The organism is Candidatus Chazhemtobacterium aquaticus, from assembly GCF_009936135.1.
GTDB classification, from domain to species: Bacteria; Patescibacteriota; Microgenomatia; order UBA1400; family Chazhemtobacteraceae; genus Chazhemtobacterium; species Chazhemtobacterium aquaticus.
In genome coordinates this window covers 249572-275186 of the sequence record NZ_CP047901.1, presented here as the reverse complement: position 1 = coordinate 275186, position 25615 = coordinate 249572, and the positions used below count along the sequence as shown (strand labels likewise).

General features: G+C 44.8%; 21 protein-coding genes. 13 read left to right on the top strand and 8 right to left on the bottom strand.

Annotated features, from left to right (window positions below; translation table 11 throughout):
* Window positions 1-32: 32 nt before the first annotated feature.
* Both MICH65_RS01420 and MICH65_RS01415 read right to left on the bottom strand, forming a co-directional pair.
* Window positions 33-482: a nucleotide exchange factor GrpE gene (locus MICH65_RS01420; protein ID WP_161931646.1), complete on the bottom strand. Its 450-nt coding sequence runs from the start codon at window positions 480-482 to the stop codon at window positions 33-35.
* A 7-nt stretch (window positions 483-489) separates the two neighbouring features.
* The gene (locus tag MICH65_RS01415; RefSeq protein ID WP_161931645.1) at window positions 490-1215 is read right to left on the bottom strand and encodes a hypothetical protein; all 726 of its coding nucleotides are present in this window, start codon (window positions 1213-1215) and stop codon (window positions 490-492) included.
* 131 nt (window positions 1216-1346) lie between these two features.
* On the opposite strand from MICH65_RS01415, the gene MICH65_RS01410 reads away from it, so the two are divergent.
* Window positions 1347-2729: a GH39 family glycosyl hydrolase gene (locus MICH65_RS01410; RefSeq protein ID WP_161931644.1), complete on the top strand. Its 1383-nt coding sequence runs from the start codon at window positions 1347-1349 to the stop codon at window positions 2727-2729.
* 6 nt (window positions 2730-2735) lie between these two features.
* Here MICH65_RS01410 and lepA read toward each other — a convergent pair whose 3' ends face one another.
* Entirely contained in the window at window positions 2736-4508 is a 1773-nt protein-coding gene (gene lepA / locus MICH65_RS01405; protein WP_161931643.1) for a translation elongation factor 4, read from the bottom strand.
* Window positions 4509-4528: 20 nt separating this feature from the next.
* Entirely contained in the window at window positions 4529-6178 is a 1650-nt protein-coding gene (murJ, locus tag MICH65_RS01400) for a murein biosynthesis integral membrane protein MurJ (protein ID WP_161931642.1), read from the bottom strand.
* 211 nt (window positions 6179-6389) lie between these two features.
* Here murJ and rpsT point away from each other — a divergent pair, with 211 nt between their 5' ends.
* From rpsT to MICH65_RS01360, 9 genes are all read left to right on the top strand, one after another.
* Complete coding sequence (rpsT, locus tag MICH65_RS01395; RefSeq protein WP_161931641.1) at window positions 6390-6710, top strand: 30S ribosomal protein S20; 321 nt, start codon at window positions 6390-6392, stop codon at window positions 6708-6710.
* Between the two features lie 52 nt (window positions 6711-6762).
* Window positions 6763-7350: a PilN domain-containing protein gene (locus tag MICH65_RS01390; protein WP_161931640.1), complete on the top strand. Its 588-nt coding sequence runs from the start codon at window positions 6763-6765 to the stop codon at window positions 7348-7350.
* The gene (locus MICH65_RS01385; RefSeq protein ID WP_161931639.1) at window positions 7343-8026 is read left to right on the top strand and encodes a hypothetical protein; all 684 of its coding nucleotides are present in this window, start codon (window positions 7343-7345) and stop codon (window positions 8024-8026) included. The genes MICH65_RS01390 and MICH65_RS01385 overlap by 8 nt, the downstream gene beginning before the upstream one ends.
* 16 nt (window positions 8027-8042) lie before the next feature.
* Complete coding sequence (locus MICH65_RS01380; protein ID WP_161931638.1) at window positions 8043-8468, top strand: hypothetical protein; 426 nt, start codon at window positions 8043-8045, stop codon at window positions 8466-8468.
* A gap of 154 nt (window positions 8469-8622) precedes the next feature.
* Window positions 8623-10320: a fibronectin type III domain-containing protein gene (locus tag MICH65_RS01375; protein ID WP_161931637.1), complete on the top strand. Its 1698-nt coding sequence runs from the start codon at window positions 8623-8625 to the stop codon at window positions 10318-10320.
* A 3-nt stretch (window positions 10321-10323) separates the two neighbouring features.
* Entirely contained in the window at window positions 10324-12084 is a 1761-nt protein-coding gene (locus tag MICH65_RS04355; protein WP_177525414.1) for a hypothetical protein, read from the top strand.
* Between the two features lie 4 nt (window positions 12085-12088).
* Window positions 12089-13162, top strand: coding sequence for a hypothetical protein (locus MICH65_RS04310; protein WP_165983839.1), 1074 nt, complete (start codon window positions 12089-12091; stop codon window positions 13160-13162).
* A gap of 114 nt (window positions 13163-13276) precedes the next feature.
* The gene (locus tag MICH65_RS01365; protein WP_161931636.1) at window positions 13277-14542 is read left to right on the top strand and encodes an FAD-dependent oxidoreductase; all 1266 of its coding nucleotides are present in this window, start codon (window positions 13277-13279) and stop codon (window positions 14540-14542) included.
* Window positions 14543-14551: 9 nt separating this feature from the next.
* Window positions 14552-16552, top strand: a complete 2001-nt coding sequence (locus MICH65_RS01360; RefSeq protein ID WP_161931635.1) for a DUF2298 domain-containing protein — start codon at window positions 14552-14554, stop codon at window positions 16550-16552.
* Here MICH65_RS01360 and MICH65_RS01355 read toward each other — a convergent pair.
* Window positions 16549-17634, bottom strand: coding sequence for an LCP family protein (locus MICH65_RS01355; protein WP_161931634.1), 1086 nt, complete (start codon window positions 17632-17634; stop codon window positions 16549-16551). The two genes, MICH65_RS01360 and MICH65_RS01355, sit on opposite strands and share 4 nt — an antisense overlap.
* Before the next feature lie 29 nt (window positions 17635-17663).
* Window positions 17664-18329, bottom strand: a complete 666-nt coding sequence (locus MICH65_RS01350) for a triose-phosphate isomerase (RefSeq protein WP_161931633.1) — start codon at window positions 18327-18329, stop codon at window positions 17664-17666.
* Between the two features lie 56 nt (window positions 18330-18385).
* Between MICH65_RS01350 and MICH65_RS01345 the strand changes: the two genes are divergently transcribed.
* The 3 genes from MICH65_RS01345 to MICH65_RS01335 are packed head-to-tail and all read left to right on the top strand — an operon-like array spanning window position 18386 to window position 22140.
* The gene (locus tag MICH65_RS01345) at window positions 18386-20296 is read left to right on the top strand and encodes an ATP-dependent helicase (RefSeq protein WP_161931632.1); all 1911 of its coding nucleotides are present in this window, start codon (window positions 18386-18388) and stop codon (window positions 20294-20296) included.
* A 9-nt stretch (window positions 20297-20305) separates the two neighbouring features.
* Window positions 20306-21313, top strand: coding sequence for a lipid II:glycine glycyltransferase FemX (locus MICH65_RS01340; RefSeq protein WP_161931631.1), 1008 nt, complete (start codon window positions 20306-20308; stop codon window positions 21311-21313).
* Window positions 21313-22140: a lipid II:glycine glycyltransferase FemX gene (locus tag MICH65_RS01335; RefSeq protein WP_161931630.1), complete on the top strand. Its 828-nt coding sequence runs from the start codon at window positions 21313-21315 to the stop codon at window positions 22138-22140. The genes MICH65_RS01340 and MICH65_RS01335 overlap by 1 nt, the downstream gene beginning before the upstream one ends.
* Here the strand turns inward: MICH65_RS01335 and MICH65_RS01330 are convergent.
* Together MICH65_RS01330 and MICH65_RS01325 are read right to left on the bottom strand one after the other, a co-directional pair.
* Window positions 22106-25210: an ATP-dependent helicase gene (locus MICH65_RS01330; RefSeq protein ID WP_161931629.1), complete on the bottom strand. Its 3105-nt coding sequence runs from the start codon at window positions 25208-25210 to the stop codon at window positions 22106-22108. The two genes, MICH65_RS01335 and MICH65_RS01330, sit on opposite strands and share 35 nt — an antisense overlap.
* Complete coding sequence (locus tag MICH65_RS01325; RefSeq protein WP_161931628.1) at window positions 25203-25610, bottom strand: dUTP diphosphatase; 408 nt, start codon at window positions 25608-25610, stop codon at window positions 25203-25205. Before MICH65_RS01325 ends, MICH65_RS01330 begins: the two co-directional genes overlap by 8 nt.
* Window positions 25611-25615 lie beyond the last annotated feature (5 nt).

Genomic DNA, 25615 nt, shown 5'->3' with positions numbered 1-25615 from the left:
TTGATTGTAAAAATAACTGGTAGATTTAATTGTTATTTCTTCTGACCGCTACCAACCTCAACGCGAGCGGGTCTAAGAACACGGTCATGATAGTAGTAACCTTTGGCAAGAGTGGTGACGACTTTGTTTTTTGGTCCAGGAACTACCTCGGCACAATCCATGGTTTGAGGGTCAAATATTTGTCTGTCGGAGATGATGGGAGTGACTCCTTCAGAGATTAGCAGTTGGCGAAACTGGCCGATGATCAACTCGAGACCTGAGTCTTGTAGATGTGCTTGGGCTCGCTCGAGGTCGTCGAGTAGGGGAAGAAGTTTATCTAGTAGTCCCTGATTGGCAAACTTGATGAGATCGCCTTTTTGGGAAGCGTGGCGTTTCTCTAGGTTTTGGTAATCAGCGAGAGCTCTTTTAAAACGATTTTCTAGGTCTTGAATTTGATTTTGAAGGTGGATCGTTTTGGATGATGTTTTTTTTGAAGATAGCATAATATTTTTAGGCTGATTGGGCGATTTGATTAATTAAGCTAGCCACATAGCGGACGATGGGTATGTTTTGATCATATTGCTGACGGTTGGGAGCAATAATGCCCAAGGAGCCGCGGTGATCATTGATTTGGATATCGGCAAAAAGACAGCTAGCGGGCTCCATCTCAGCATTACCTAGCTCATCACCAAGAAGGAGATGAATAGAGTCTGATCCAGCAGCTCTGGAAAAAAGAGTAATAACTCGTTGATGCTCATCAAGGAGAATGAGGACTTCCCGAAAAAGGTTGATGTCGTAAAACTCTGGATTATTGAGAAGATTTGGATAGCCTGAGTGATAGACACGGCCTGTATCGGTGGCTGCAATAGATAGTGATTTGGTGCGTTCTGCCAGAACTCGAGTTGCTTCTATTAGAAGGGTGTCGAGATCATTTCTAACCTGCCAAACTCTTTCTTTAATGGCAACTTCTTCGGCAACAGATAGCTCCCTTTCTCTTAAGAGTTCAGAGACATAAAACTTGATGGCAACAGGAGTGGGTATCCGGCCTGAGGAAGAGTGAGTCTTGGCTAGAAACCCCTTATCGGCCAGAGTGCTCATTTCGTTTCTAATGGTGGCGGGTGAAACACCAAGGCGGTATTTTTGATCAAGTGTGAGTGACCCAACCGGCTCACCAGTATTGGTGTATTCCTCGACAATGGCCTTGATGATGCGAATCTGACGATCGGATAGGTTCATAATGATCTTGAATGATAATCCGCTCTTTGAGTATTGAGCAAGTTAAATATAAGGATTTAGCAGTAAGATGTCAAGATTGCTAATCTGAGTAAAGATGGTTGGGGCGGGATTGAGTTTGCTATGCTTAATAAATGAGGAGGAGAGAGCTAAAAAAGTTTGTACCGATGGTGTTGTTGCTGATTGGGCTAGGGGTGAGTTTGTACGCTTTGCCTGAGGCAGTAAGAATGCTGAGTAAGGCAAGTGGTGAGAAAGCTGAGATAGTGGTTGATTTGGAAGCGATAATCGGTCCAATGCCAACACCATGGAGAAACTTGGCTCAAGGTGGAGAGGAAGCTGGAAATATGTTGGATAACGTTGTGGGAGAGACGAAAGCTTTGAGACCAGAGTATATTAGGCTAGATCATATATATGATATGTACGAAGTGGTAAGTCAAGATGGAGGTGGATTGAGATATGACTGGAGCAGGTTGGATGAGACAGTCAGATCAATACTCGAGGCCGGGGCCAAGCCTTTCTTGGCATTGTCATATATGCCACCGGCAATATCCAAGGGCGATATTATTGACCAGCCAAGGAATTGGGGTGATTGGGAAGAATTGGTTAAGGCGACAATCGAGCATTACTCAGGAAGAGGGGGTCTTAATATTGATGGTGTTTATTACGAGGTCTGGAACGAGCCCGATTTGTTTGGAGGCTGGAAAGTTTATGGTGAGAAGAATTATTTAAATTTGTATGCTGCGGCAGCTAGAGGAGCGGCGAGAGCTGGGAATGTAAACAGTTTTAAGCTGGGAGGACCAGCGACAACGGCTTTGTATAAGAATTGGGTAGATCAGTTTCTAGATTACGTGGTGGAGAATAATTTGAGACTAGATTTTTATTCGTGGCATCGTTATAGCAGAGACCTGGAACAGTATGAGAAAGATGTGGCTGAGATTGATGCATGGCTAGAAAGCCATCCAGAAAAAATTGATTTAGAGTTAATTGTGAGCGAGTGGGGTCATGACAGTGAGAACGATTCTGGATATGACAATGGGTTTGGAGCCATTCATACAATAGCGGCCTCGCGGGTAATGATGGGCAGGGTAAATCGAGCGTTTGTTTTTGAGATAAAAGACGGGCCAGGAGTGGAACAGTACTGGGGAAGATGGGGATTACTAACTCATGAGAAAAACGGAGAGGTGGCAAAAAAACCCAGGTATAATGCGTTGGTGTATTTGAATACTCTAGGTGATGAACGAGTATCACTTGATGGTGAAGGCTCCTGGGTAAAAGGGATTGCGGCTAGAAAAGAAGGGGTTTATCAGGTGTTGTTGGTGAATTATGACCCCAGGGGGAGTCATAATGAGCTGGTACCTATAACGTTTGATAACCTGCCTGGGGGTGAGTTTGTATATAAGAGGAGCGATTGGGGAGGAGGGGTAAAAACGGTTTCAGTAGCAACTACATCAGCTCAATGGAAAACAGAGGAACCAATGAGACCAAATAGTGCGATGGTGTTGACGTTAGAGTTTTGAGATTAATCAAAGGTTTATGCGAAATACCTCTGGTGGAAGGTTAACTTGACCAAATGATTTCATTTTGGCTTTGCCCTTTTTTTGCTTTTCGAGTAGCTTGAGGCGTCTGGTGCGATCACCTCCATAGAGTTTGGCAGTGACATCTTTTCTAAATGCCTTGACAGTTTCTCGGGCAATGATGGTGCCCCCAACCTGAACCTGAATGGGAATCTCAAATTGGTGACGGGGAACAGTATCTTTTAGTTGGGTGGCAAGACGACGGGCGGTGTTGGATGATTTTGATTTTACTTCAATTCGAGAAAGTGGCTCAATAATGACGTGATTAAGGAATACGTCAAGACGAACAAGATCTGTAGCTTGATAGCCGTCGAGACGATAGTCAACAGAGGCATATCCTGAGGAAATTGATTTGACACTGTCGTGTAGTTTGGTGATGACTTCGATTAACGGGATTCCGTAACTCAGTTTTACGGTGTTAGTGTCAAGGTACTCAGTGTTGACCATGACACCACGGAGTTCTTCAAGCAGATTGATGAGGTTACCGAGATAGTCGGGAGGAGTAATAATAGTGACTTGGGCCATAGGTTCTAAACTTTGTTTAATAGTGGTAGGGTCGGGAAAGTCGCTGGCCCTGGTTATATCCAGACTTTCTCCAGAAGTAGTCAAAACGCGATACTGAACAGATGGGCTGACGAGGGTGGCGCTGAGGTTAAAATCTCGCTCAAGGCGCTCACGAAAGATATCAGCATGAAGTAGCCCCAAAAAGCCAACTTGCAGTCCATGACCCATTGAAGGCGAGTCTGTAGGGGAGGTGGTGAGAGCTGAGTCGTGAAGCTTGATTTTTTCAACGGCGGTGACTAAGGCTTTGTATTGAGAGCTGTCGGTCGGGTATATGTCCAAGAAGAGGTTGGGTTTAATAGTGCGGTAGCCGGGTAGAGGTGTAGGCACGTGTCCATCATTTGTGAGAGTGTCACCAACCTTAACTGAGTGAATATTTTTTAAGCCTGTGGCAACATAGCCAACCTGACCAGTCTCAAGCGTTGAGGTTGCGGTCATGTTAGGAGTAAAGATGCCAATTTCTTGCGGAGTAAAGGATTGGTTGGTTTGCATTAAAAAGAGACGATTAGAGCTTAGGCTGCCATCAACAACTTTGATAAAGGCGACAACACCGAGATGGGGGTGAAATACTGAGTTGAAGACTAGAGCCCGAAGAGGAGCATTGGTATTGCCATTTGGAGAAGGAATTGAGTTGATTATAGTGGCAGGCAACTGACTGACTCCTTGTCCGGTTTTAGCCGAAAGAAGAATGGGTTGAATGGACTCGGGAACTAGTTGTTTTAGTGATTTGATTACAGCTTCTGGTTGAGCTTGAGGAAGATCAATTTTGTTGATAACGGGGATTATGGTGAGATTTTGCTGACGAGCCAAGTTGAGATTGCCCAAAGTTTGGGCTTGAACACCTTGAGTAGCGTCGACAAGTAGAAGGGCCCCTTCGCAAGCAGCTAGGGAGCGCTCTACTTCATAGTTGAAGTCGATGTGGCCTGGTGTGTCAATAAGATTGAGATAGTATGGAGATGATTGATGTGTATAGGAAAGAGTAATGGGGGCCAGCTTAATAGTGATGCCCCGTTCTTGCTCAATGGGGTGGCTGTCTAGTAATCTGGTTTGTGATTTACGATTATTGGGGGTAACGATCTCGATGAGACGGTCGGTAAGAGTGGTTTTTCCGTGGTCAATATGGGCAATGACAGCGAAGTTGCGAATTTGAGATTGATTCATGTTTTGTATTCCTGATGAGACTATTCAGATGACAAGGCGGGCGGTTCAATAACTTCTTCAGAGCGAGAAAGGATTTTGCGCCAGTTTCCGAGGCGATGGAAAATACGGGCAACGGCATCAAGTTCTTTAACACCAAGAAGGTAACTAAAGGCAAAGTAAACAAGCAAGCCGATGAGCGAGGTGATAAGTGTTAAGGCAATAAGGGGGATGGTTCTGGTGGTGTCAAAAACAAACTGATCAAGCAGTCTAAAGGGCAGCCAGAGGGAGGCGAGGGTAAAGAAGGTGGCGACAAACATTTTAAATGCGGGACCGTAGACGTGAAGCAGACCAGTTCGACGTTGAATTAAGAAAGACAGAAGGAGGAAACTTAGAATATCGGAGATGGAAACAGCTAAAGCGATACCTAGTATGCCTAGTCCTAGTGAAAGTGAGAGACTCAAGCTTAAAATCACGTTAAGAGCAACTGTGAGGAGACTGATGATGAGGGGGGTTTTGGTGTCCTCAAGGGCATAATAGGCACGAACAAGTAAGTGAGAAGCAGCTTGAGGAGCGATGGAAAGAGTGAAAAGAGCTAAGGTTTTACCAGTGAGAAGAGTGGCTGACCAAGGAAAACTGTCTGCCCCAAAAGCGAGACGCACAATAGGTATTCTTAAAATTAAAAGGAGGGCGCTGGCAGGTAGAGAAAAGAAGAGAATTTGGAGAAGGGTTTGGCTTAGGGTTTGGTTGAAGCGGACCAAGTCTCCATCGGCTTGAGAAGAGAGATTGGGGAATGAGGCTTGCCCAAGAGAGACACCAAAGAGAGTAATTGGCATGGTGTAGAGCTGCCTGGCAAAGTTAAAGATTGAGAGAGAACCAGCGGATAACAATGAAGTGATTACAACTGCGATCCAACGTTCTGCTTGAGAAACGGCTAAAGCGAGAGTGCGGGGAAGCATGAGTCGGCTGATAGTACGAACACCAGGGTGACGAAAAGAAAAGATAAGTCGATAGGAATAGCCAAGATGGCGAGCCAAGGGGACTTGAATGAGCAAATGAAGAATGGCGCCGATGACAACACCCCAAGCAGCTCCGTAAATACCCAGGGTGGGAGTAAGGAAGATAACGCCGATAATGATGCCAAGGTTATAAAGTAGAGGTGCAATAGCGGGAATCAAAAAGCGTCGATGTGACTGAATGATACCAGTGAGAAAAGTGGAGATGGTGAAGAAGACTTGACTTAGAAGCATAAGACGCATCAAACTGGCCATGAGACTAGTTTGGGCTGGTGGAAAGTGGGCAACTAAGTTGCTGATGGGATGGGCAAAGATGGCGACAAGCAAGGTGGCCGAGGAAAGAATGATAAGAAGAGAGTTTAGAGTGGCATTGGCTAAATGATTTGCCTGACGACTGCCTTGTTTTAGATAGCGACTATAGACTGGGATAAAGGCAGCCGAGAGGGCACCAACAACTAAGAGTTGGAAGATGGTGTCAGGAATGACAAAGGCGGCAAAATAGACATCAAGCTCTGATTCTTGACCACCGAAAAAAGTGCCCGCTAGAAGACGGTTGCGAACAAGTCCGAGGATGGCAGAAGCAGCATATGATGCGGCAATGATGATAGCTGCAGAGAGAATGCTATTATTCTGTTGATTAAATAGGTTTCTGGAGTTGTTGATAATATTTTTGACCATAGTGACGGATTGGATTACATAGGGGTAGGGTGCGTGAACCGATAGGCTGGTTTGTACGCTTGATACTTCGGGATTTCCCGGTGATCAAGCTGGTAGCAAATACTTTTTTTTAATTTGCTGGATTGATTATAACTGCAGAAGAGACAAGAAAGAAGGGTAACTTGTGAGTGGCAGATGGCAAATTGAGGCTGTTGTGATAGAATATGGCGGTATGCCAATATTACGCCATGCTATAAAGAAGTTGCGGGTCGATGCTCGTCGGACGCAGGTAAATAAAAGAGTGCGAACGATTACCAAAAAAGCGGTTAAGTCTGTTCGAACTGATCCAAGCCAAGAGAGTCTGAAACAGGCTTTCTCAGCTCTTGATCGAGCCGCTAAGAAACGAGTTATCCATGAAGGAAAAGTGAATCGACTTAAGTCTAGGTTGAGTCTTTTAGTGGCGAAATCAGAAGAGGGTAAGCAGGAGAAAGTGGAGAAACCGACCAAGAGTGGAGCTAAGCAGAAAAAGGTGTCAAGTAAGAAGTCAAAGTAAAGTTTAGAGGATCTTCAGATAAGTTGTTGGTGATAATTGCTACAATGGGAGTGTGCCTGCTCGAGGAAGTTTTTTTACCAAGGTGAATTTGTTACCTCAGGATGATTTTGAGCGGAGTTTTGTGGGCAAAACCCTGAGATGGTCGTTGTCGGCTGGCAAGTCAATTGTGATTTTGACTGAGTTCGTAGTTATTCTGGCGTTTTTATCAAGATTCAAGCTGGATCGTGACTTGAACGATTTAAACGAAGAAGTGATATACAAACAAGCGGTGGTAGAAAGCTATGCCGCAACTGAGAATGAGATGAGAGCATTGCAGGATAGGCTTGATGTAATTGATCAAGCAGACAGCGATACTTTGGGTGCAAGTGAGTCCTTGGCCAAGTTAATGGCAAACACTCCACTTGATGTGAGATATGAAAGGGTTGATTTGTCTAGGACAAGCATGACACTAATTGGTATGGCTGGATCCGAGAGGGGTTTTGCTGCATTGTTGAATAGTATTAGACAGAGTGGTGATTGGACACAGATAAGCTTGGGTGATATTGAGTTTAGCCAAAGACAGGGTGGGGTGATATTCACGATCAATGGTAAGGCGAGTGTTAACAATAAAACACAGGGAGGTATAGGTACCAATGAGTAACGAGAAAAAGGGGACAACCACAACGACCTGGCAGGAACCAAGAATGTACGCCGGATATTTAAGGAACGTACAGCGGTTTTATGACAGAGAACCATTGATTCAGGTTTCAGTTCAGTTGATTTTGTCGATTTTTACGGTGGCGTTTTTTGTATTTTTTGCAATAAGGCCGACACTGGGAACAATCTCAACGTTACTGAAAAAAATCGAGGACATGGAAGAGGCTAGTTTAAAGTTAGATACAAAAATCGCTCAATTGGCACAGGCTCAAGAGATACTAAGTGAGTCGGGACCTGAGTTAAAAAGACTGGGGTTAATTGCAGTACCGGTAACCCCAGAGGTTGATCGATTAAGTAAACAGATTGAGGTAATCGCAAATGAGAATAATGTTTATATTACCTCGCTTGAGTTTCAAGCATCGCCGTTGGTAGGAGGCAGGTCAAGTTTGGTTAATACAACAAACCGGGGAGTGGAGTCAGGAGGGGGTAATTTTGTGACTTTTAGTTTTGCGATTGGAGGAGCACAGGAAGGAGTGATTGGTTTTTTTGAGGATATTGAAAATTTAGATCGAGTGGTTTTGCTTACCCAAGCGGGTTTTTCCGTTCCTGAAAGCTCGTACAAGAAAACTTTTTTCTTGGCTGCATCCGGTAAGGCGACAGTTTATTATTTACCAGAGTAGAGAGAGGTAAAGAGAGATGGCAAGTAAAAAAAAGAGTAAGTCACAAGGATTGTTGATTGTTGGCGTGTTTACTTTGTTGGCGGTGGGAAGTTGGGTTGGTTTTGATATATACAGGGGTCTAACTAATACCACCTTAACTGAGGTGCAGCAGAAACAAATTCGACCTTTACGGGTAAGTGTAGATGAAGAGATGGTAGGGAAATTAAGATCGAGGAGAAGGATCGAGGATTTTTATCTTAACTCGGTTGAGTCTAGGGCTGTGCCGAGTGAAAAAATGGGAGGAGTAGGAGAAGTGAGCGAGGCTAGTCAAAGTGGGGTAGTGACAGAAACTGAGGAGGCTGGCGGTGTCCAAGAGTTGGTTTTGGATTTGGAAGAGGGCACAGGAACAAGTGGTAGCGCAGAGTTAAGTTCTCAAGAGGCGACTGAGTCGGCGAACAACTGATGATACATGACAAATAAAGGGGTTGAATATACTAGATATGGAGATTGCTTTAATTTGGTGGAGAAATTGGTTATGCTGGAGGTGGTACTAATATGGCCTGCTTTAAAAAAGCGGGTTGTTGGTGTATTTACGAGATGAAGTTGAAACGATAAATATGAAAGATTGGCTAAATAAAAAACGATTGTTGGCTATAGGCGGTGTCTTAGTGGTAGTAGTGGGAATGTTGGTGGGAGTGTTTCTGATCGCTAATCAGGGAAGTTTTAGTTTGGTATCCAAGGCTGGGCCGACGGCAACGCCAAGACAGGTTGAGATTAGCAATGTTGATAGTGAAAGTTTTACGGTGTCTTGGATATCTGATACTCAGGTGAGTGGGTTTGTTAAGTACGGTGAGTCTCCTAGTGATCTGAAGAAGACTATTAGTGATGATAGAGATCAGTTGTCTGGAAGTGTCGGACTGTACACAACTCATTACATTACAGTGAGAGGTTTGATGGCTAATACGGATTACTACTTTGTAATCGGGTCTGGTTCGGAAACATACAAGGATGAGAATGAAGCGGTGTATAAAATAAGGACTGCTCCAACGGCGAGTGCGCCAGAAAGTGACATAATTAGCGGGAAGGTGGTTATGGCCGATGGGCAGCCAGTACCCGGAGCGGTGGTTTATGTGGAGATAGAAGGAGGAGTATTAAGATCAGCTCAAACAAAAAACTCAGGAGTGTGGACTTTGCCTTTGTCACTGACAAGAACGGAGGATTTAAGTAGTTATGTAGCCTATGATCGAGAAACTACGCAGTTAAATGTTTTTGTACAGGCGGCTGAGTTGGGCACGGCGACGGCAGTGGTAACAACAGGAAACGATAGTCCGGTTCCTGATATTGTGTTGGGTGAGAGCTTGGAGGTGGTGGAGGATGTTGGAGAGGGAGCAACGAGTAGCGGTGAGCTACAGCAAAGTAGATTGGAGATTGTTGATGGGGCGTTAGTACAAAGACAGTTGACGGTGGTAGCAGGTACGTTGGTGATGGTGATTAACAAGGATGGGGAAAATCACTCAGTGACAGCGGTGGGAAGAGAGTTTGATACGGGGGTGATTGGAGGAGGAAGTGAGGGGAGTTTTAGTGCACCTGATGAAGCAGGGACTTATGCATTTTATGATAGTGTTAATCCAGATTTGGAGGTGATGAAAGGGGAAATTGTGGTGATTGCACAGATGGTGGAAGAGACTCAGGAGGCAACAGAGGCAGCTGAGTTGGGGTCAGGTTTTGGAGATATTGGAGGTAGTTATCCAGAGATTGATGAGGCTTATGAGGCAACTTTGTCAGTAAAGTTAGTGACAGAGATTGATCCAGGAGAAAATGTGGCAACCAGCACGCCTGAAATTAAAGTGGCCGGCCCTGTTGGACAGAAAATCAAGATTACGGTTCATTCTGACCCTCAGACGGAGGAGGTGACAATTGGAGAAGATGGGGAGATAGATTGGACTCCTCCGGAGGGGTTGGAGCCGGGTGAGCATACATTAGAAATTGAGTATCAGGATGAAAATGGAGTGTGGCAGAAAATTGTAAGAAGCTTTGTGGTTCTGGCTGATGAACCAACGACTGGACAAGGTGGGTTACCGGCCTTCTCGGCAACACCTTCAGCGACCTTGACTCCAACAATGAGTTTGACTCCAACACCAACAGCGACAGGTTCGGCAACTGATTCAGGCAGAGCGACAATGCCTTCTACTGAGAGTGGAGTACCAGAATCTGGTGTGTTGACCTTGACCCTGGCGATATTTATGATGGGAGTAGGTCTGTTTGCGGGAGGCGTGGTATGGCAATATAGACTAATAAAAAGGTATAGTAGTTGATAGATGGATAATAAGCCTGCTAATCAAAACCAGAGCAATGGAAATGATCAAAATCTTGATGATCAGGTCAGATATGGTGATTTGCCTTTTGATGACAACGGAAACCAAAAAGAGAGGAAAGTAGATGACCAAGCACCGAGTTTGTCTCGAGGAGATGAGGTAGATGATACAAAAGTTGAGGATGAGTCTACTAAGGCTCAGGAGGTGCTAGACGAAATGGTGGAAGTGAAAAGTGGAATCGGAGCTGATGAAGTCGATTCTATTGGGAGAGAAAATAACGGATGGGGAGATGAGAATGGTGATACGACTGAGAAGAAGATGAGGTTAAATGGTGGCCCGACAGCGGGATTACCACCATTGCCGGATTCAGCATTGCCAGGAGCAGAAGAAGTGCCATCAATAGCAGATAGCTTGCCGGAGATGGATCTTGATGAACCTGAGGCGGGTGATGCAGGTGGAGACTTGGGAGTAAAGGAAGATGACAGTAAGGGTGATCTTAAGGCTAATGATGACATGGGTGATGTAAAGAGAGGGAGAAGTAAATCGAAGATGGGATTGGTGGTAGCGGTATTGGCTCTGGTGACAGTAGCAGCGATTGGAGCTGGAGGAGCGATCTTTTTTAGCTCAAGAGTGAGTGATTTAGCAACGTCTCAGGATACTCGTTCCAGGGCTGGTATTTGTTGTGAAGCTGGTAGTTGTAATGATGGCTGGTCCTACGGCCGAGACGAAAATGCCCCACAAGCCACTTGTGAACAAAGAAAACAAGAGGCATGTGCCAGTCATGGAGGTCCTGCCAGTGGAGGTGGGTCGTGTTCTGGGGGTGGAGGTGGAAGCACTCCTACTCCAGGGGCTTTTGTTTGTGGCTCAGGTTCAGCGAGTGGTTGTGCCGGTCAACCTGATGGGCATATTTTTTCGACCGGTGGATTATGTCTGCAGTGTTTCAAGAATTCTGCAACATTGTGCGGAAGAAGAGAGGTTAGCGCGAGTTTGTGTGGTGGGGGTGGAGGGACTCCGACGGCGACTCCGACTGGTGGTGGGGGGTCTTGTGCTGGAGTGTTAGAGTCTTGTGAATCAAGGCCTTGTTGTTCGGGTCAGAATCTGTATTGTACTGGGGTAGCGGGAAGTAGGGTGTGTAATCAGACAGGTGGGGGAGATTCGTGTCCTGGTGGTTCATGTACCGGCTATTACAGTTTTCAATGTAGTAGCTTGAGTAATGGACAGTGTTTGAATAATCCAGTATTTCATGGAACAAATAGGTCAGCGGCGGTTTCAAGAGCTGGGGCGACTGGTTGTGGTCAGTGGGATCAGGTATGTGTGGGAGGGAGCAGGGAAGGTCAGCTTTGTGGTGATTTTGCTGTGATTAATAATAGTTGTGGTTCTCAGCCAACACAGACGCCAACCGGAACTAGAACTCCGACGGCTACGAGGACTCCAACTGCGACTAATACTCCGACAGGGACGCAGACGCCTACCCCGACGCCGATGTGTGCTTTGGTTAAGGTGTGGATTTTAGATCCTGAAAGTAGTGGTGATAATAGGAGTTGGGTGGAGATTGCTTGGAATGAGATAGCGGAGAATGTAGAGATTGGAGATACGATTAGGTTTACTGTGAGTGGAGCTCATGGGACATTTACTAAGGCTAGGTTTAGAATTAATAATGGAGAGTGGACTGAGACTACTGAGAAGTTTAATGGTAATTTTTACTGGGATTATCAGGTGAGTACTGCCGGATCGCATACGGTTAATGCAGAAGTATTTAAGTAGAAGTATGACAATTAAACAGAAAAAAACATTAACACTGCTCGGAATCATTGCTTTGATCTTGGGTGTGGGTTTGGGGACGATTATCGTGGTGACTAGATTGTCAACGACGGAGGAGTCGGTGGCACCAACAGCTCCAGAGAGTAGACCGCGAGCAGCTGAGTGGTATGGAGGAGAAGCGTGTAATGCGACTTTCACTATAGATGGGCCGACAAGTGGAACGATTAATATATGTACAGTGATTATTGATCCGACCGGCAAGGTGGTAGATGGTTCATTAATGCCTGAGACGAACAAATTGGAGGTGATAACTTCTGACGAAGTGACTGTGAGTGGAGGATTAAGATCAGACCTTGACACTCCACTAAGCCTTGGTACTGATGTGCTGGACAAGGACGGATTTAAGGATGCAGAGTGTGTTAGTTTTAATAACTTGGCATTTGGTAACTATGAATATAGTAAGGAGGTAATTAATCCTTCTACTGGATGGGTAGAGCCTAGATATTACGACTATTTGCTACCCGGGAATTCATTGACTGGATCTAACTTGACCAAATATGGGACTAATGCGTATTCGGACGGAGTGATTACTTTGACGGTAACAAATCCAGTGGTGACTTTGGTGGTGTTGAATCAGTATGAACCGTTGTCATGCAATGACGGTTGTAGTAGTAATACTGACTGTTCTGATGGATTGGAATGTGTGGGGGGGGCGTGTCGCAACCCTGAGTGTAGTGCGGAGACTGATTGTACTTGCGAAGTGATTAAGTCATCATGCAACCAGTCGTGTACAGTTAACAGCGATTGTGTAGAGGGTTTGATTTGCTCTGGCGGATCGTGTCGTAATCCTTCATGTACACCTGAGACTGATTGTGTATGTCCGACCAGTACTCCTACAGGTACGAGCACACCAACAGCGACTGCCACCCCAACTGGTACATCAACAAAGACACCTACTGCGACTCCAACGACAACGGTTACTCAGGCTCAACTACCAGAAGCCGGGATATCCTTGCCAACACTGGCGGCATTTGGAGGTGGTTTGATTATGGTATTGTTGGGAGTGTTACTGGCTCTGTGATGATGTTATAGAGTTGAAGGATAGGTTGTTTTTCAAGGATTTGTTGTTTGTTTTAGTTTGCTGTTTTGTGATTTATTGATGGAAGAAAGTGTTGTCTTTAGTTAGAATGAGGTGATGAAAGTTGCAATCATTGGTGGTGGTTTTACGGGTTTGGCGGCAGCAATTGAGTTGGTGGGTAACGGTTGTGAAGTAGAGGTTTATGAGGCCGAGGAGAGACTGGGGGGCTTGGCGGGTGGTTTTAAACCGAAAGGGTGGAAGTGGAGTCTAGAGAAGTATTATCACCATATTTTTACTAATGACAAGGAGATTATTCGAGTGGCCAAGAAAGTTGGTTGGCCTGCTTTTTTCTTGAGCCCGGTTACGAAAACCTGGAAAAAAGGGGTGATGAAGGAGCTGGACTCGCCTTTAGCGTTGCTTAGATATGGCCAGTTGAGTGTTTGGGGAAGACTGCGGATGGCAATGGGCCTGGTTGTATTGAAGCTGGTAATGTGGCCGAGATTAGGAGTGTTATTTGAAAGGTTCTTGGTAGTGAAAACTCTACCATTGTTGGTAGGCAGGGAGGGGTATGAAAAAATCTGGAAGCCGATGCTTATGGCAAAGTTTGGCAGGGAGGTTGGTCAAGTTAATTTGGCCTGGTTTTGGGCAAGGGTGTACAAGCGAACAAAGAAGCTGGGTTACTTTAATGAAGGTTTTGAGAGATTGGCGGAGAAAATGGGTGAGTATGTTGAGAAAAAAGGTGGGCAAATTAGAATGCAGACAAATATTAAGGAGGTTAAGCGTGAAGAAAAGAGTTGGAGAGTGAATGGAGAGAGATATGATCAGGTGTTGATAACGGCGCCGATGCCTTTGGCGGAGGAATTGTTAGAGCAAAAGGTAGCTAGAAAAAAAATCGGGTATTTGTGGGGCCAAACACTGGTGATGGAACTTGATGAAAGCTTGATGGATTGTTATTGGCTAAATATTTTGGAGAAGGACTGGCCTTTTTTGGTGGTGGTTGAACACACTAGATTGGTAGACAAGAGACATTATGGGGGCAAGCGAGTCGTTTATGTTGGCAATTACTTGGCGGCGGATGATGTGAGACTTACGATGTCGGAGGGGGAGTTGTTAGGGTTATTTGAGCCATATTTGAAGCAGGTTAATCCCCGATTTAAGAAAGGGTGGGTAAGGCGAATGTGGAAGTTCCAGTCACCGTTTGCTCAACCGGTTTTTCCTGTTAATTATTCTAGAAACCTGCCAAGGATGAGCGGTGGAAAAAAAGGTTTATGGTTGGCGAATATGAGTATGGTTTATCCGTGGGACAGAGGTACTAATTATGCAGTAGATCTGGGAACAAGAGTGGCTCAGTTAATGTTGGATGAGCAGAGAGAAAAACTTTAAGATTAAATTATGGTGAATGATTTGGTATTGATCATGGTGGTGTGGTTGATAGGCTTAGTGATGCAGTTGAGCGCTGGTCTGGTAATGGTGAGGGCGGCAAAGGATGAGCTGATAGATGGTGGTTGGGGGATGGGAAGGGTGGTGGGCTGGTTGGTTGTTGGATTGACAGTGTGGTTTGGTGGCCATATGCAGTTACCGGTTAATAGTGTGGTAGGAGTGGGAGTAGTGTCGTGGCTGTGGTTATTGTTGGCCGCAAAATGGATTTGGGTGGGTAGAAAAGAGGTGTTGGGGTGGTTGGGGAAACGGTGGCGGGTGGTAATGATGGAGGAGGTTTTGTTTTTGGCGGGACTGGTTTTTATGGTGTTGGTTCGAGGCTATAACCCAGACATCTTGGATCTGGAGAAGTTTATGGATATGGGATTTATTAACAGCTACTTGAGGGCAGAGACTCTCCCGACTGGGGATATGTGGCTGGCTGGGAATTCGATAAATTATTATAGTTTTGGTCATTTTTTGGGGAGTGTGATGATAAGGTTGTGGGGGGTTGAGATTGCTTGGGGATATAACTTGTTATTAGGATGGCTGATGGGATTGGTAATGTCGGGAGCGTTTTCGGCGGTGGTTAATTTGGCATACTGGGCAAGAGGCGAGGTTAAGGCTAAAAGCGGGGTAGAAAAAACTGTGTTGGTAGCGGGGGTGATTGGAGCTTTGTTGGTCGTATTTGGGGGGAATAGCCATGCTGCTTGGTATTGGATTAGATATGGGGGTTTTGAGGGCTATTGGTATGCCGATGCGACCAGGTTTATTGAAAACACGATTCACGAGTTTCCAAGCTATAGCTTTGTGGTAAGTGATTTGCATGCACATCTGTGGAATTTGCCAATAGTATTACTGTTTGTGAGTATGTTGGCAGGTTGGGGAAAGGCGAAAAAAAGGTCGGTATGGTCTATAGGAATGGGTGTGGTAATGGGGGTGATGGTGATGACCAATACATGGGATGTAATGGTGTATGGCTTGCTGGCGGTAATGTTTGGTTTGATGATGTTGATATCTAGAAGAGTAACGCTGGGAGAGTTGGCCTTAACAGGCTTGATGGGGTTGGTGGTAACAATGGCGGTGGCGGCTCCTTGGTTAATAGAGTTTGACTCGATTGGTCAGGGCGCAAGAATAGTAGAGGAAAGGTCGAGGTTGGGAGATTTTATGATTTTGTGGTTGGGACATTTGGTTTTAAGTGGTTTGGCATTATGGTGGTCGTTTAAAAACAGACAGAAGAACTGGTTGGTCGTTGCAGGAGTGATAACGGCGTGGATGTTGCTGGTTATACCGGAGTTGATATACGTGAAAGATATTTATCCGTCTCATCCTAGAGCAAATACAATGTTTAAGCTGACGTATCAGTCGTTTGTGTTGATGTCGATCATGATTGGAGTTGGGTTAGGTTTGACCAGATCAACTGGGCAGAGAATAGTAATGTGGAGCTTGGTGATATTGGGTTTGTGTGGTTTTTTGGCATATACCCCCCAAGCGTACTTGGGCTATTACTCAAGTTCAGGGAGTTATCGGGGCATAAATGGGGAGAAGTGGTTAGCAAAAGAGGTACCGGGTGATTATGGGGGAATATTGTGGCTGAGGAACAATGCCAGGGGTGGAGAGGTGGTATTGGAGGCAGTAGGAGAAAGTTACACTAAAAACGCTAGAGTGTCGGCGTTTACAGGGCTACCAACAGTATTAGGTTGGAGGGTTCATGAATGGTTGTGGCGCGGGGGATTTGATATTCCCGGAGAAAGAACTGAGGAGGTGAGGGTTGTTTATGAAGATCCTGGGTCTAGGGCGGCTTGGGAGGTTTTGGAGAGATATGGGGTGAGATACGTATTTGTTGGGACCAAAGAACGAGAGGCTTACGAAAGTCTTGATGAGAATGGATTGAAAGAGTTGGGTAGAGTAGTTTATATGCAGGAAGGGACGACGATTGTTGAGATAGGAGATGGTTTGAGAGAGACGATTTATTAGTCTTGTTGATTGAGTTGGTTTTGAATGTATAGTTTTAGGGCATTCCAGTTGTTGTCTTTGGCGATGAGAACCCATTGATTTTGGTAAGGCTGCTTATCTTGAGGAACCTCAAGGATGCCGATTTCGCCGGTTTTGGAGTCGTCAGTAGCAAGGCTTATTGAGCGGATCTTGTCAGATTTGAGGTTTAGGGCAATTTTGGCAAAGGAAGCGTACTCGGTGTCAAGAATATCGGTATCGATGTAGACTTGATAAAGACCAAGAAGTTGATTGATTTTGGGTAAATCAAGCAAGGTTTTACTTGAGATAAGCTTGTCTTTGAAGGCAATGAGAACCTGTTGTTGCCTTTGGCTTCTGGCGAAGTCAGTCCCCTCCTCTCCTTGAGCGTGGCGAGAGCGAACATATTTTAAGGCAAGTTCTCCGTCAAGATGTGCTAGGCCGGCATCAAAGTGTAAATGTTCATAACGGAGCTCTTCAGGATAAGCATTCTCCATACCAGGAATGGGATAACGATAGTCGTCAAAGGTTCTCTTGATATCAACATCGACTCCGCCAACTAGATCAATAGCCTCCTTGAATCCATCAAAATTAATGGCAAATCCATAATGAATGGGTAGATCGGTGATTTCGGCGACGGCAGATTTTGCTAAGATGAGTCCGCCGCCGGCTTGTTTTTGCTCACCGTAGTAGTAAACAGCATTAATTTTCGTTTTGAGAGAGTCGACCCACAGATCTCGGGGCAGGGAAATAAGGGTGGCAGCTTTTTGGTCGTGGTTGTAGGAAATTACAATGATTGAGTCAGTAAGAAGGGCACCTTCGTGACCCTCTCCGCCCATACCGAGAAGAAGAATATTGGTACGACCTTGAGTAGTCTTGAGGTTCTGGGATGCGTCTTGAGTAAACGAGATAATAGCAGAGGGACCCTTAAGAAGAGTTTGGACCAGGTGGGTTAGTGGGGCAACAAGAGAGTAGAGAAAAAAAATGCCCAGACCTAGTCCTGCAAGCAGAAGTGTGAGTTTGATTTTTGATGAATGTTGAGGCAGTTTTCGTTTCAGACGAGAGAAGATGTTATTAGAACGAGACATAAATATTTTTTACAGGTTAATAGAAAAGGCTAGCTAGGCTTGATAATTTTAGCAAATTCTTCTGGATCAAGAGAGGCTGAGCCAACCAAAACTCCAGAGATATACTCTTGGGAGAGATAATCTGTCACGTTAAATGGGTCGACAGAACCACCATAGAGTATGGGGAGAGAACGATTGTGGGCTAGGGTAGTTATTTTGAAGGCAATTTCATTGGCTCGTTGTGGTGACTCGGATTGGCCAGTACCGATAGCGGATAATGGTTCATAGGCAAAAATTAAATTCTTGATTTCAAGAAGCTCAAGTAGAAGCACTCGAATTTGGGATTCGAGATACGGTAAATCTAGACAAACAATAGGGGTAATGTTAGCTTTTTGGAGAAGTCTGACCTTTTGAGCCACCAGTTGGTCAGTTTCTTGGAGGTCTTTTCTGGTTTCGGAATGACCGACTAAGCAATAATCAACTAGGCCGCGGAGTTGCTGTGCCCCAATTTGCCCAGTGTGAGCCCCGTTGTCATATGGAGAAACAAATTGAGCGGCTAGAGATAGTTGAGGTGAGGGGGTGATTGAACCAAGGTGGATATGTGAAGTGGCAACGATAATCTGGTCTTTAGTTGAGGGTGGGGCGAACCGAGAGAACCATTCTTGAGCTTCTTTGAGGCTAAAGTTTTGTTTCCAGTTGGCGATGAAATATTGCATATTTATACGTAGATGCGTGGATATGATTTATTAATTAGTTTACACTAGGTGGTTGCATGATTGATTGGAAAAACGAACTAAACGAACAACAGTTGAGGGCTGTTTGTTATGACAAAGGGCCTTTATTGGTACTGGCAGGGGCTGGTTCAGGAAAAACTAGGGTGTTAACTTATCGAGTGGCTTGGCTGATTGACCAGGGTAAGGTGAGGGCCGAGGAGATTATACTGTTGACGTTTACAAACAAGGCGGCGGGTGAGATGAGACAGAGGGTGGAGCAATTAGTTGGAAAAAGGATTGGTTTTGCGGGGACTTTTCATGCTTTTTGTGCACAGTTATTGAGAAAATATGGCGAGCGAGTTGGTCTAGGTCGAAATTATGTAATTTACGATGAAACTGATAAAAAAGAACTGATTAAGACGATCGTTAAAGAGTTGGGATTTGATGAGAGGGAGTTAAAACCAGCAATGGTGATGGCCATGATTGGTAATGCTAAAAATGAGATGTTGGGAGTAGGTGATTATGCCGAAATGGCAAGGGGTTTTAGTCAAAAACAAGTAGCGCAAGTATGGGAGAGATACGAGATGAGAATGAGAGAAAGTAATGCCGTTGACTTTGATGATTTATTAAGGTTGGGGGTAAGGTTGTTGGAAATAGATGAGGTTGGGGAAAGAATGAGGGCTGAGTATAGTCAAATTTTGATTGATGAATACCAGGATACTAATAGGGCTCAGTACCGGTTAACTACGTTGTTGGATGGAAAGCGAGGTAATTTAACTGTAGTTGGGGATTTTTCCCAGTCGATTTACAGTTGGCGAGGAGCTGATTATCGTAATTTAAATTTATTGAAGCAGGAGTATGCTAATTTGGAGACAGTTAAGCTGGAGGAGAATTATCGAAGTACACAGCGGATCTTGGATGCGGCCTACGGGGTAATTGGGAATAATACTGGTCATCCAATTCTAGAGTTGAAGGCTATTGGTAAGTTGGGTGATAAGGTGATGACATATGAAGCAAAGAACGAACGAGAGGAAGCCAAATTTGTAATAGAAAAGATGAATGGTGAGTACGGGAAATATGCGGTGCTGTATAGGACGAATGCTCAGTCAAGATCCCTTGAGGAGGCAATGATTAGAGCGGGTGTGCCTTATGTATTGGTGGGAGGAGTTAAGTTTTATGAAAGAAAAGAGATTAAAGATGTTTTGGCGTATTTACGGGTAATAGCTAATGAAGTGGATATGTTGAGCTGGCAGCGGATAGAGAAACTGGGAAAGAGGAGGGCGGATAAGTTTAAGGGTTGGTTGGAAACGGTGAGAGGTGGAGGTGAGTTGAGCACTGAGGAGCTTTTGATGGGAGTGCTTGAGAATAGTGGATTTGTTGAGAAGTTTGATCGAAACAATGAGGCAGACTTAGCAAGATTGGAGAACATTCAGGAGTTGATGAGTGTGGCAAAAGAGTTTTCGGATCTTAATAGTTTCTTGGAAAATGTGGCATTAGTGCAAAGTGAGGCTCAATCAAGCCTGGATCTGGATAAAGGAGTGGTGACTTTAATGACAGTACACGCAGCAAAGGGTTTGGAGTTTTCTGAGGTGTTTGTGGTAGGCCTGGAGGAAGGATTGTTTCCACACTCAAGGTCAATAATTGACAAGGAGCAGTTGGAGGAGGAAAGAAGGTTAATGTATGTGGCCATGACAAGAGCTAAAGAAAAGTTGTATTTAAGCTATGCCAGACAAAGACTGTTTTTTGGACAAAGAAACAATGGTAGTCCGAGCCGGTTCTTAAGCGAGATACCCGAGAGCTTGATGGAAACGATACGAAGCCGAACTCCCGCCTATGTGGACAGGGGTAGAAAAAAGGAAAGTAATGGTTGGAGGGTAGTAAACGAGTGGGAGACGGCTCCAAAGCCGGTGAACGGAAGAGTGGTGGAGGAATTGGTAAGTGATGATTTTGATGAAATAGACAGCTGGTAGAATTGAAGCATGATTCAAGAGGTAAAAGAGGTTGATAAAGATAGGTTTAACTTACTGGCAACACATCCCTTGCAAAGTTGGGAGTGGGGTGAGTTTCGTGAGAAGACTGGTGTGGAAGTAATTCGATTGGGTTGGTATCGAGATGACAATCTAGAGGAAACTGCTCAGGTAACACTGCACCCGATACCTCGTTTGCCCTGGAAGGTTGGTTATTGGCCCAAAGGAGGAATACCAAGTGAAGAAATGGTGAGTGCGGTAGAGAAGGAGGTTAGAAAGAAGGGTGGGATATTGGTAACAATGGAGCCGAATGTGTTAAAAGGTCAGGGAATGCCAAGGATTGAGGAGTTGAGAGAAAAATATGTTGTTTATGGGGGAAGGCCTTTATTTACAAGGTGGAGTTTTTGGCTTGATTTAACTAAAACAGAGGAGGAGCTCATGGCGGGGATGAAGAGTAAGACCAGATACAATGTGAGATACGCCGAGAGGAGGGGGGTAAAAGTAGTCGAGGATAACTCAAAGGAGTCGTTTGAGCAGTATTGGAAACTAACCGAGGAAACAACAAATAGACAAAAATTTTATGCACATAATCGTGAGTATCACAGGCTGATGTTTGAGACGTTAAGTAAGAGTGGTATGGCGAGGTTGTTTCGGGCGGAGTATAAGGGCAAGACATTAGTAGCTTGGGTGGTGTTTATATTAAACGGAGTAATTTATTACCCTTACGGAGCTTCAACAAGAGAGTTCCGTGAGGTTTATCCTTCGGACGCGATGATGTGGGAAGTGATTAAGTGGGGAAAGAGCCAGGGGGCAAAGATTTTTGATATGTGGGGATCACCTGGACCTAATCCAAAGCCTAGCGATAGCTGGTATGGGTTTCATCGTTTTAAGTTAGGGTTTGGGGCTGAACTGGTTGAGTTTGTGGGAACATATGATTTGGTGATAGATAAGTGGCTTTACCCTCCGTATCGGGCTTTGAATGAAGCGCGTTGGGTGTATTTGAGGGCTAGGAAAAGATAATGGACTTAAGACAGTGTAGGAAATATGGCGCGTTTTTACGACGTCAGGGCTGGAAGGTAGAAAGGGTGAAAACCAAAAAAGGAAACTTTGTGCAGGTAGCGATAAAAAAAATACCGATGTTGCCGATTTCGATAATGAAGTGTCAACGTTTTGCGCACGAGCCAGAGGGTAGATGTCTTAATCAACTGAAGCGAAAGCATGGGGTGATCTATTCGATTTGGGAGCCAGCTAATGATAAGGCCGAGGATTATTGCATTCGAGAAAAGATGGAACGAAAAGAGAGCGGTTATCTTCCTGGGGCGAGCGTTGTGGTAGACCTGAGACGAAGTAAGAAAGAAATCTGGTTAGGGGTGAGTAAAGATACAAGAAGGGTGATAAGGAAAGCTTCGAGGGTGGAGGTTGAACAAATCACGGAGGCTAAAAAACGCTGGTTAGCGTGGAAGTCGTGGCAACAATTTGGAAGAGGTTATGTACCGAGATATCAAGCGTTTGAAAACATGGCGAAGAGTTTTGGAAAAGACATGGTGATGGTGGTGGGACGTGACCGAGAAAAGATTGTAGCAGGTGAAGTGTTATTGATTTGCGAAAAGAAAGCTTACTATTATTATGCCTGGACTTCACAGAGTGGGCGGAGAATTGGGGCTCAGGCAAAACTAGTGTGGGAGGGAATGATGAGGATGAAGGAAAGAGGAGTTAAATCTTGGGACTTTGAGGGAATTGATGATTCTAGAAATCCAAGAAAAAGCTGGGTAGGATTTAGCCGTTTTAAGATGAATTTTGGCGGAGAGAGGGTTATCTATCCTTTGAGTTACCGTCAGTGGTTTTGAGTAGAGATAGTTGTTCACTAGAGTATTGCGGTATACCTTGAGGCCAGCAGTGGTCTTTGAATTCGCAGCTTTGGCAGATTGAGTAGTCTTTGGTGCGATTAAATTTGAGAGAGCGAATGTCTTTCATGGTGGAACGGATGACGTTTTTGAGTTCTTCAACTTCCTCTTGAGTTATGGTAAACACCTCTTTACCAGTTTTTTTTTCTTGTTGGGGGGACTCGACAAAATCGAGTTCGGTTTGGACAACTTTGGGAGAAAAACTAGAGTCAAGATCGGTTAAGAGCTGATAGAAAACCAGTTGTCTCTTGTAGGCGCCGTCGGAGTCCTGGGTATTGCCCTCTATCTGTCCTCGGGTTTTTCTTTTGCCAGTCTTGTAGTCTATGACGCGAACAGTTTGATTGTTTGGATCAACAAGATCAATCCGATCAATTTTTCCAGCAAGAGGAATATCATCTAGGGTGACCGATGAGAATCCATAGCCAAAAAATTTTTCGGTAAAGAGAGGGGGGGTGAAGTCGTTTTGGTGGAGATCGTAATAGGCGGAAAGAACTTTTTTACCTTGTTTTAACCTGGCGTGGTAGTCAGATTCAGTCATGATTTCTCGCTGAAGAGCAGTAGAAAAGTGTGTGATGAGGAAGTCTTTTGACGGTAGTTTAGCTTCGGTTTTAAATTGGTTATGGAACCGCTCGAGAGCGGCGTGAACAGCAGTACCAAAAGAGAGATACGATTCCTTGGCTTTGGGAACTCGGAGGAGGGTGTTGAGTTTAAATTTATACGGACATTCAAGATAGGAGTTAAGGGCGGTGACTGATAGCCGAAAGTTAGCGAGAACTGAATTAAGAAAGGCAGACTCCGGAGATGATATCTTATCGCTGGAAGGAGTGATTAGCTTCTGGAGAAGTTGGTTTATTTCATCTTGATCGGGCTGGGTGTTTTTTTGATTGACTAACTTTTGGGGGAGCTCGTGAATGAACTGAGAAGGAATGGTGGTTTGGGTGCGGCCGTAAGAGAGGTGGGAGAGAGGGTAAGAGATGTGAATTGAGTCTTTAGCTCGGGTCATGGCGACGTAAAACAAGCGACGCTCGTCCTCTATTTGATCATGAGGTGCATGATGGCTGTTTTGGAGGATATTAGGAGGAAGTTTGATGAGTTCTCGGGTAGACTGATTACCCCATTTGCCGTCAATGCAGTTAACAATGTAGACATGTCCCCACTCCAGGCCCTTAGATTTATGGGCAGTGGTGAGTGTGACACGATCAGTAGTAAGGTCGACGTCGGGTGGTGAAATGATGATGTTATTTTCGATCATGAGGTCGAGAGAATTTAGAAATGATGCAAGATTAAGCTTGGCGTCATTATGGTTAAGCTGTTTGATCATTTCGAAAAAGGCGTTAAGGTTCTTGAGATGCTCGGGAGAGTCTTTTTGTGAAAGGAGCCAGTCAAGGAGAGAGGATTGTTCGAGAATGAGTTGAGCGGTTTCTGTAAAAATATGATTGCTATCAAGCTCATTCCAAGTTGCAAGTTTTTGAATGAAATCTATAAATTTTTGTGGTTGTTCTATGTCACTGTTACTCTCAGAGAGAGAGTTGATAGTGTCGAGAATAGTGGCTTTGTTTTTGGCGGCGAGTCTTGAAAGCTTGAGAATATCAAGAGGGTTTATCTCCATAAATGGGTAATGAAGGAGGATAAAAAGGTCAAGATCTTCGATGGCTTGTCTGGACTGGTGAGTTACCCTGAGAAGTTTAACGAAATATTTGACAACAAGTGTGTTGAGGATATTTTGTCCACCAAGGATTTGGTGGGGAATCTTGTAGTGATTGAAGAAGTCGGAGACAGGGAGAAGGTCGGCGTTATTACGAGCGATGATGACGATGTCCTCGGGTGAGGTACCTGAGGAAATTAGTTGGGAGATTTCTTTAGCGAGGTAAAGATTCTCCAAAAGTGAGTGGCTGGCTGCGTGAATGTTGATTTTTCTGACGGGGGAGTTGGTTCGGGCTTTGAGTTCGCGCTTGATTTCGGGAAAAGAGCGCTGAAGACTGATTGTGTTGTTGTTAATGACCGATCTAGCAGCGTCAAGAATGAGTTGTTGGGAACGATAGTTATCAGTTAGGGTGATAATTTTTGCTTGCGGGAAGGAGTTTTTGAAGTTGAGAGCATTCTCGAGTGAGGCGCCCTGAAAACGGTAAATACTTTGCTCATCATCAAGAACGACAAAGAGGTTTGCTTGAGGTCCCCAGAAAGAAGTGAGAAGGGTGAGAATCTGATTTTGAGCTGAGTTGGTGTCTTGGTACTCATCAGCGAGAAAATATTGGAACCGTTCTTGGAAGATGCTTAGTAGTTCATTGTTGGTTGTAAAGGCGTCGATGACCCAATTGATCATGTCTTCAAAGTCATAACGACCCGTTTTTTCAAGTGCCTGTTGGTATGCCTGGTAGATTTTGAGGAGATCGAGGTTTTTGGTAAGGTTTTTTTGTTGGTTGGAGAACTCAGTTTTTGACAAATCGTCTTTGTCTTTTTCTAGCTTTTTCAGCTGAAGTTTGAGGACGGAGGCAAGTTCCTCTGGGTCGATGGCCTCACGTTTAAGAGTTTGAATTGAGGAGATGATGGCAGAGGTGTAGTAGTGAGGAGCGTTGATTGGTTTTAGAAGTTCTAGTTGTACGTCGTCAATAATTTGGTTGATGATTTGATATCTCTCTAGATCGGCAAGTGGCTGGGCAGATTGGGAGCGAATGAAATATTCTGGAAAAGATTGGATCACTCCAGAGGCGAAGGTGTGGAAGGTCGAGATGTGAACCTTGTATGCATCAGGGCCAATAAGCGAGATGAGCCGTTCTCGCATGGCAGTGGCGCCGGAGTCAGTGAAGGTAAGAGCAAGAATGGCGGAAGGGTCGGTGTCAGTTTGTCTAAGAATATTGGCGATGCGAGTCGCGATGATCTGGGTTTTACCAGTACCAGGACCGGCGATGACCATGACAGGTCCCTCGATTGAGGTCACAGCTTCTCTTTGGGCAGGGTTAAGAGAGTCTAAGGCTTTTTGGAAGGCGGGTGTGAGCTTGGGTTGCTTAGTCATAGAGTTTATTTTTACCGCTACGGCGATATGAATCTTTAGCTTGCTGGTATTCTTCTCTTGTTTTTAAAGTCACAGGATATTTCTTGGCGAGTTTTTCAGTTTTCTGGTAGAAGTTACTGGAGAAATCGAAACCGCTCTTATTGATGAAACGAAGAAGATAAAAGAAAACATCTACCAATTCGTAAGCTATTTCTTTCTTTTTATTGGCTCTTGTTTGCCATGCGCCGTCTGATGACCACTGATAGTGTTCCGCGAGTTCGCCTAATTCGATAAAGGCAGAAAGAAGAAGTTGCTTAGGATCATTGTTGACCCAGTTGCGTTCTGTGGAAAAGTGTTCTACCGCGTCCCGAAGATCCTGGAGAGTAGTGTCATTATCTGTCTTGGAAGATTTTTTGGCCATGCTGG

Bases quoted from the DNA above. Each gene is read 5' to 3' on its own strand.
- MICH65_RS01420 (WP_161931646.1), bottom strand. From the start codon at position 482: ATGCTATCTTCAAAAAAAACATCATCCAAAACGATCCACCTTCAAAAT.
- MICH65_RS01335 (WP_161931630.1), top strand. From the start codon at position 21,313: ATGGACTTAAGACAGTGTAGGAAATATGGCGCGTTTTTACGACGTCAG.
- MICH65_RS01365 (WP_161931636.1), top strand. From the start codon at position 13,277: ATGAAAGTTGCAATCATTGGTGGTGGTTTTACGGGTTTGGCGGCAGCA.
- MICH65_RS01345 (WP_161931632.1), top strand. From the start codon at position 18,386: ATGATTGATTGGAAAAACGAACTAAACGAACAACAGTTGAGGGCTGTT.
- MICH65_RS01330 (WP_161931629.1), bottom strand. From the start codon at position 25,210: ATGACTAAGCAACCCAAGCTCACACCCGCCTTCCAAAAAGCCTTAGAC.
- MICH65_RS04310 (WP_165983839.1), top strand. From the start codon at position 12,089: ATGACAATTAAACAGAAAAAAACATTAACACTGCTCGGAATCATTGCT.
- lepA (WP_161931643.1), bottom strand. From the start codon at position 4,508: ATGAATCAATCTCAAATTCGCAACTTCGCTGTCATTGCCCATATTGAC.
- MICH65_RS04355 (WP_177525414.1), top strand. From the start codon at position 10,324: ATGGATAATAAGCCTGCTAATCAAAACCAGAGCAATGGAAATGATCAA.
- MICH65_RS01375 (WP_161931637.1), top strand. From the start codon at position 8,623: ATGAAAGATTGGCTAAATAAAAAACGATTGTTGGCTATAGGCGGTGTC.
- MICH65_RS01380 (WP_161931638.1), top strand. From the start codon at position 8,043: ATGGCAAGTAAAAAAAAGAGTAAGTCACAAGGATTGTTGATTGTTGGC.
- MICH65_RS01325 (WP_161931628.1), bottom strand. From the start codon at position 25,610: ATGGCCAAAAAATCTTCCAAGACAGATAATGACACTACTCTCCAGGAT.
- MICH65_RS01340 (WP_161931631.1), top strand. From the start codon at position 20,306: ATGATTCAAGAGGTAAAAGAGGTTGATAAAGATAGGTTTAACTTACTG.
- MICH65_RS01350 (WP_161931633.1), bottom strand. From the start codon at position 18,329: ATGCAATATTTCATCGCCAACTGGAAACAAAACTTTAGCCTCAAAGAA.
- MICH65_RS01415 (WP_161931645.1), bottom strand. From the start codon at position 1,215: ATGAACCTATCCGATCGTCAGATTCGCATCATCAAGGCCATTGTCGAG.
- MICH65_RS01385 (WP_161931639.1), top strand. From the start codon at position 7,343: ATGAGTAACGAGAAAAAGGGGACAACCACAACGACCTGGCAGGAACCA.
- MICH65_RS01360 (WP_161931635.1), top strand. From the start codon at position 14,552: ATGGTGAATGATTTGGTATTGATCATGGTGGTGTGGTTGATAGGCTTA.
- MICH65_RS01410 (WP_161931644.1), top strand. From the start codon at position 1,347: ATGAGGAGGAGAGAGCTAAAAAAGTTTGTACCGATGGTGTTGTTGCTG.
- rpsT (WP_161931641.1), top strand. From the start codon at position 6,390: ATGCCAATATTACGCCATGCTATAAAGAAGTTGCGGGTCGATGCTCGT.
- MICH65_RS01355 (WP_161931634.1), bottom strand. From the start codon at position 17,634: ATGTCTCGTTCTAATAACATCTTCTCTCGTCTGAAACGAAAACTGCCT.
- murJ (WP_161931642.1), bottom strand. From the start codon at position 6,178: ATGGTCAAAAATATTATCAACAACTCCAGAAACCTATTTAATCAACAG.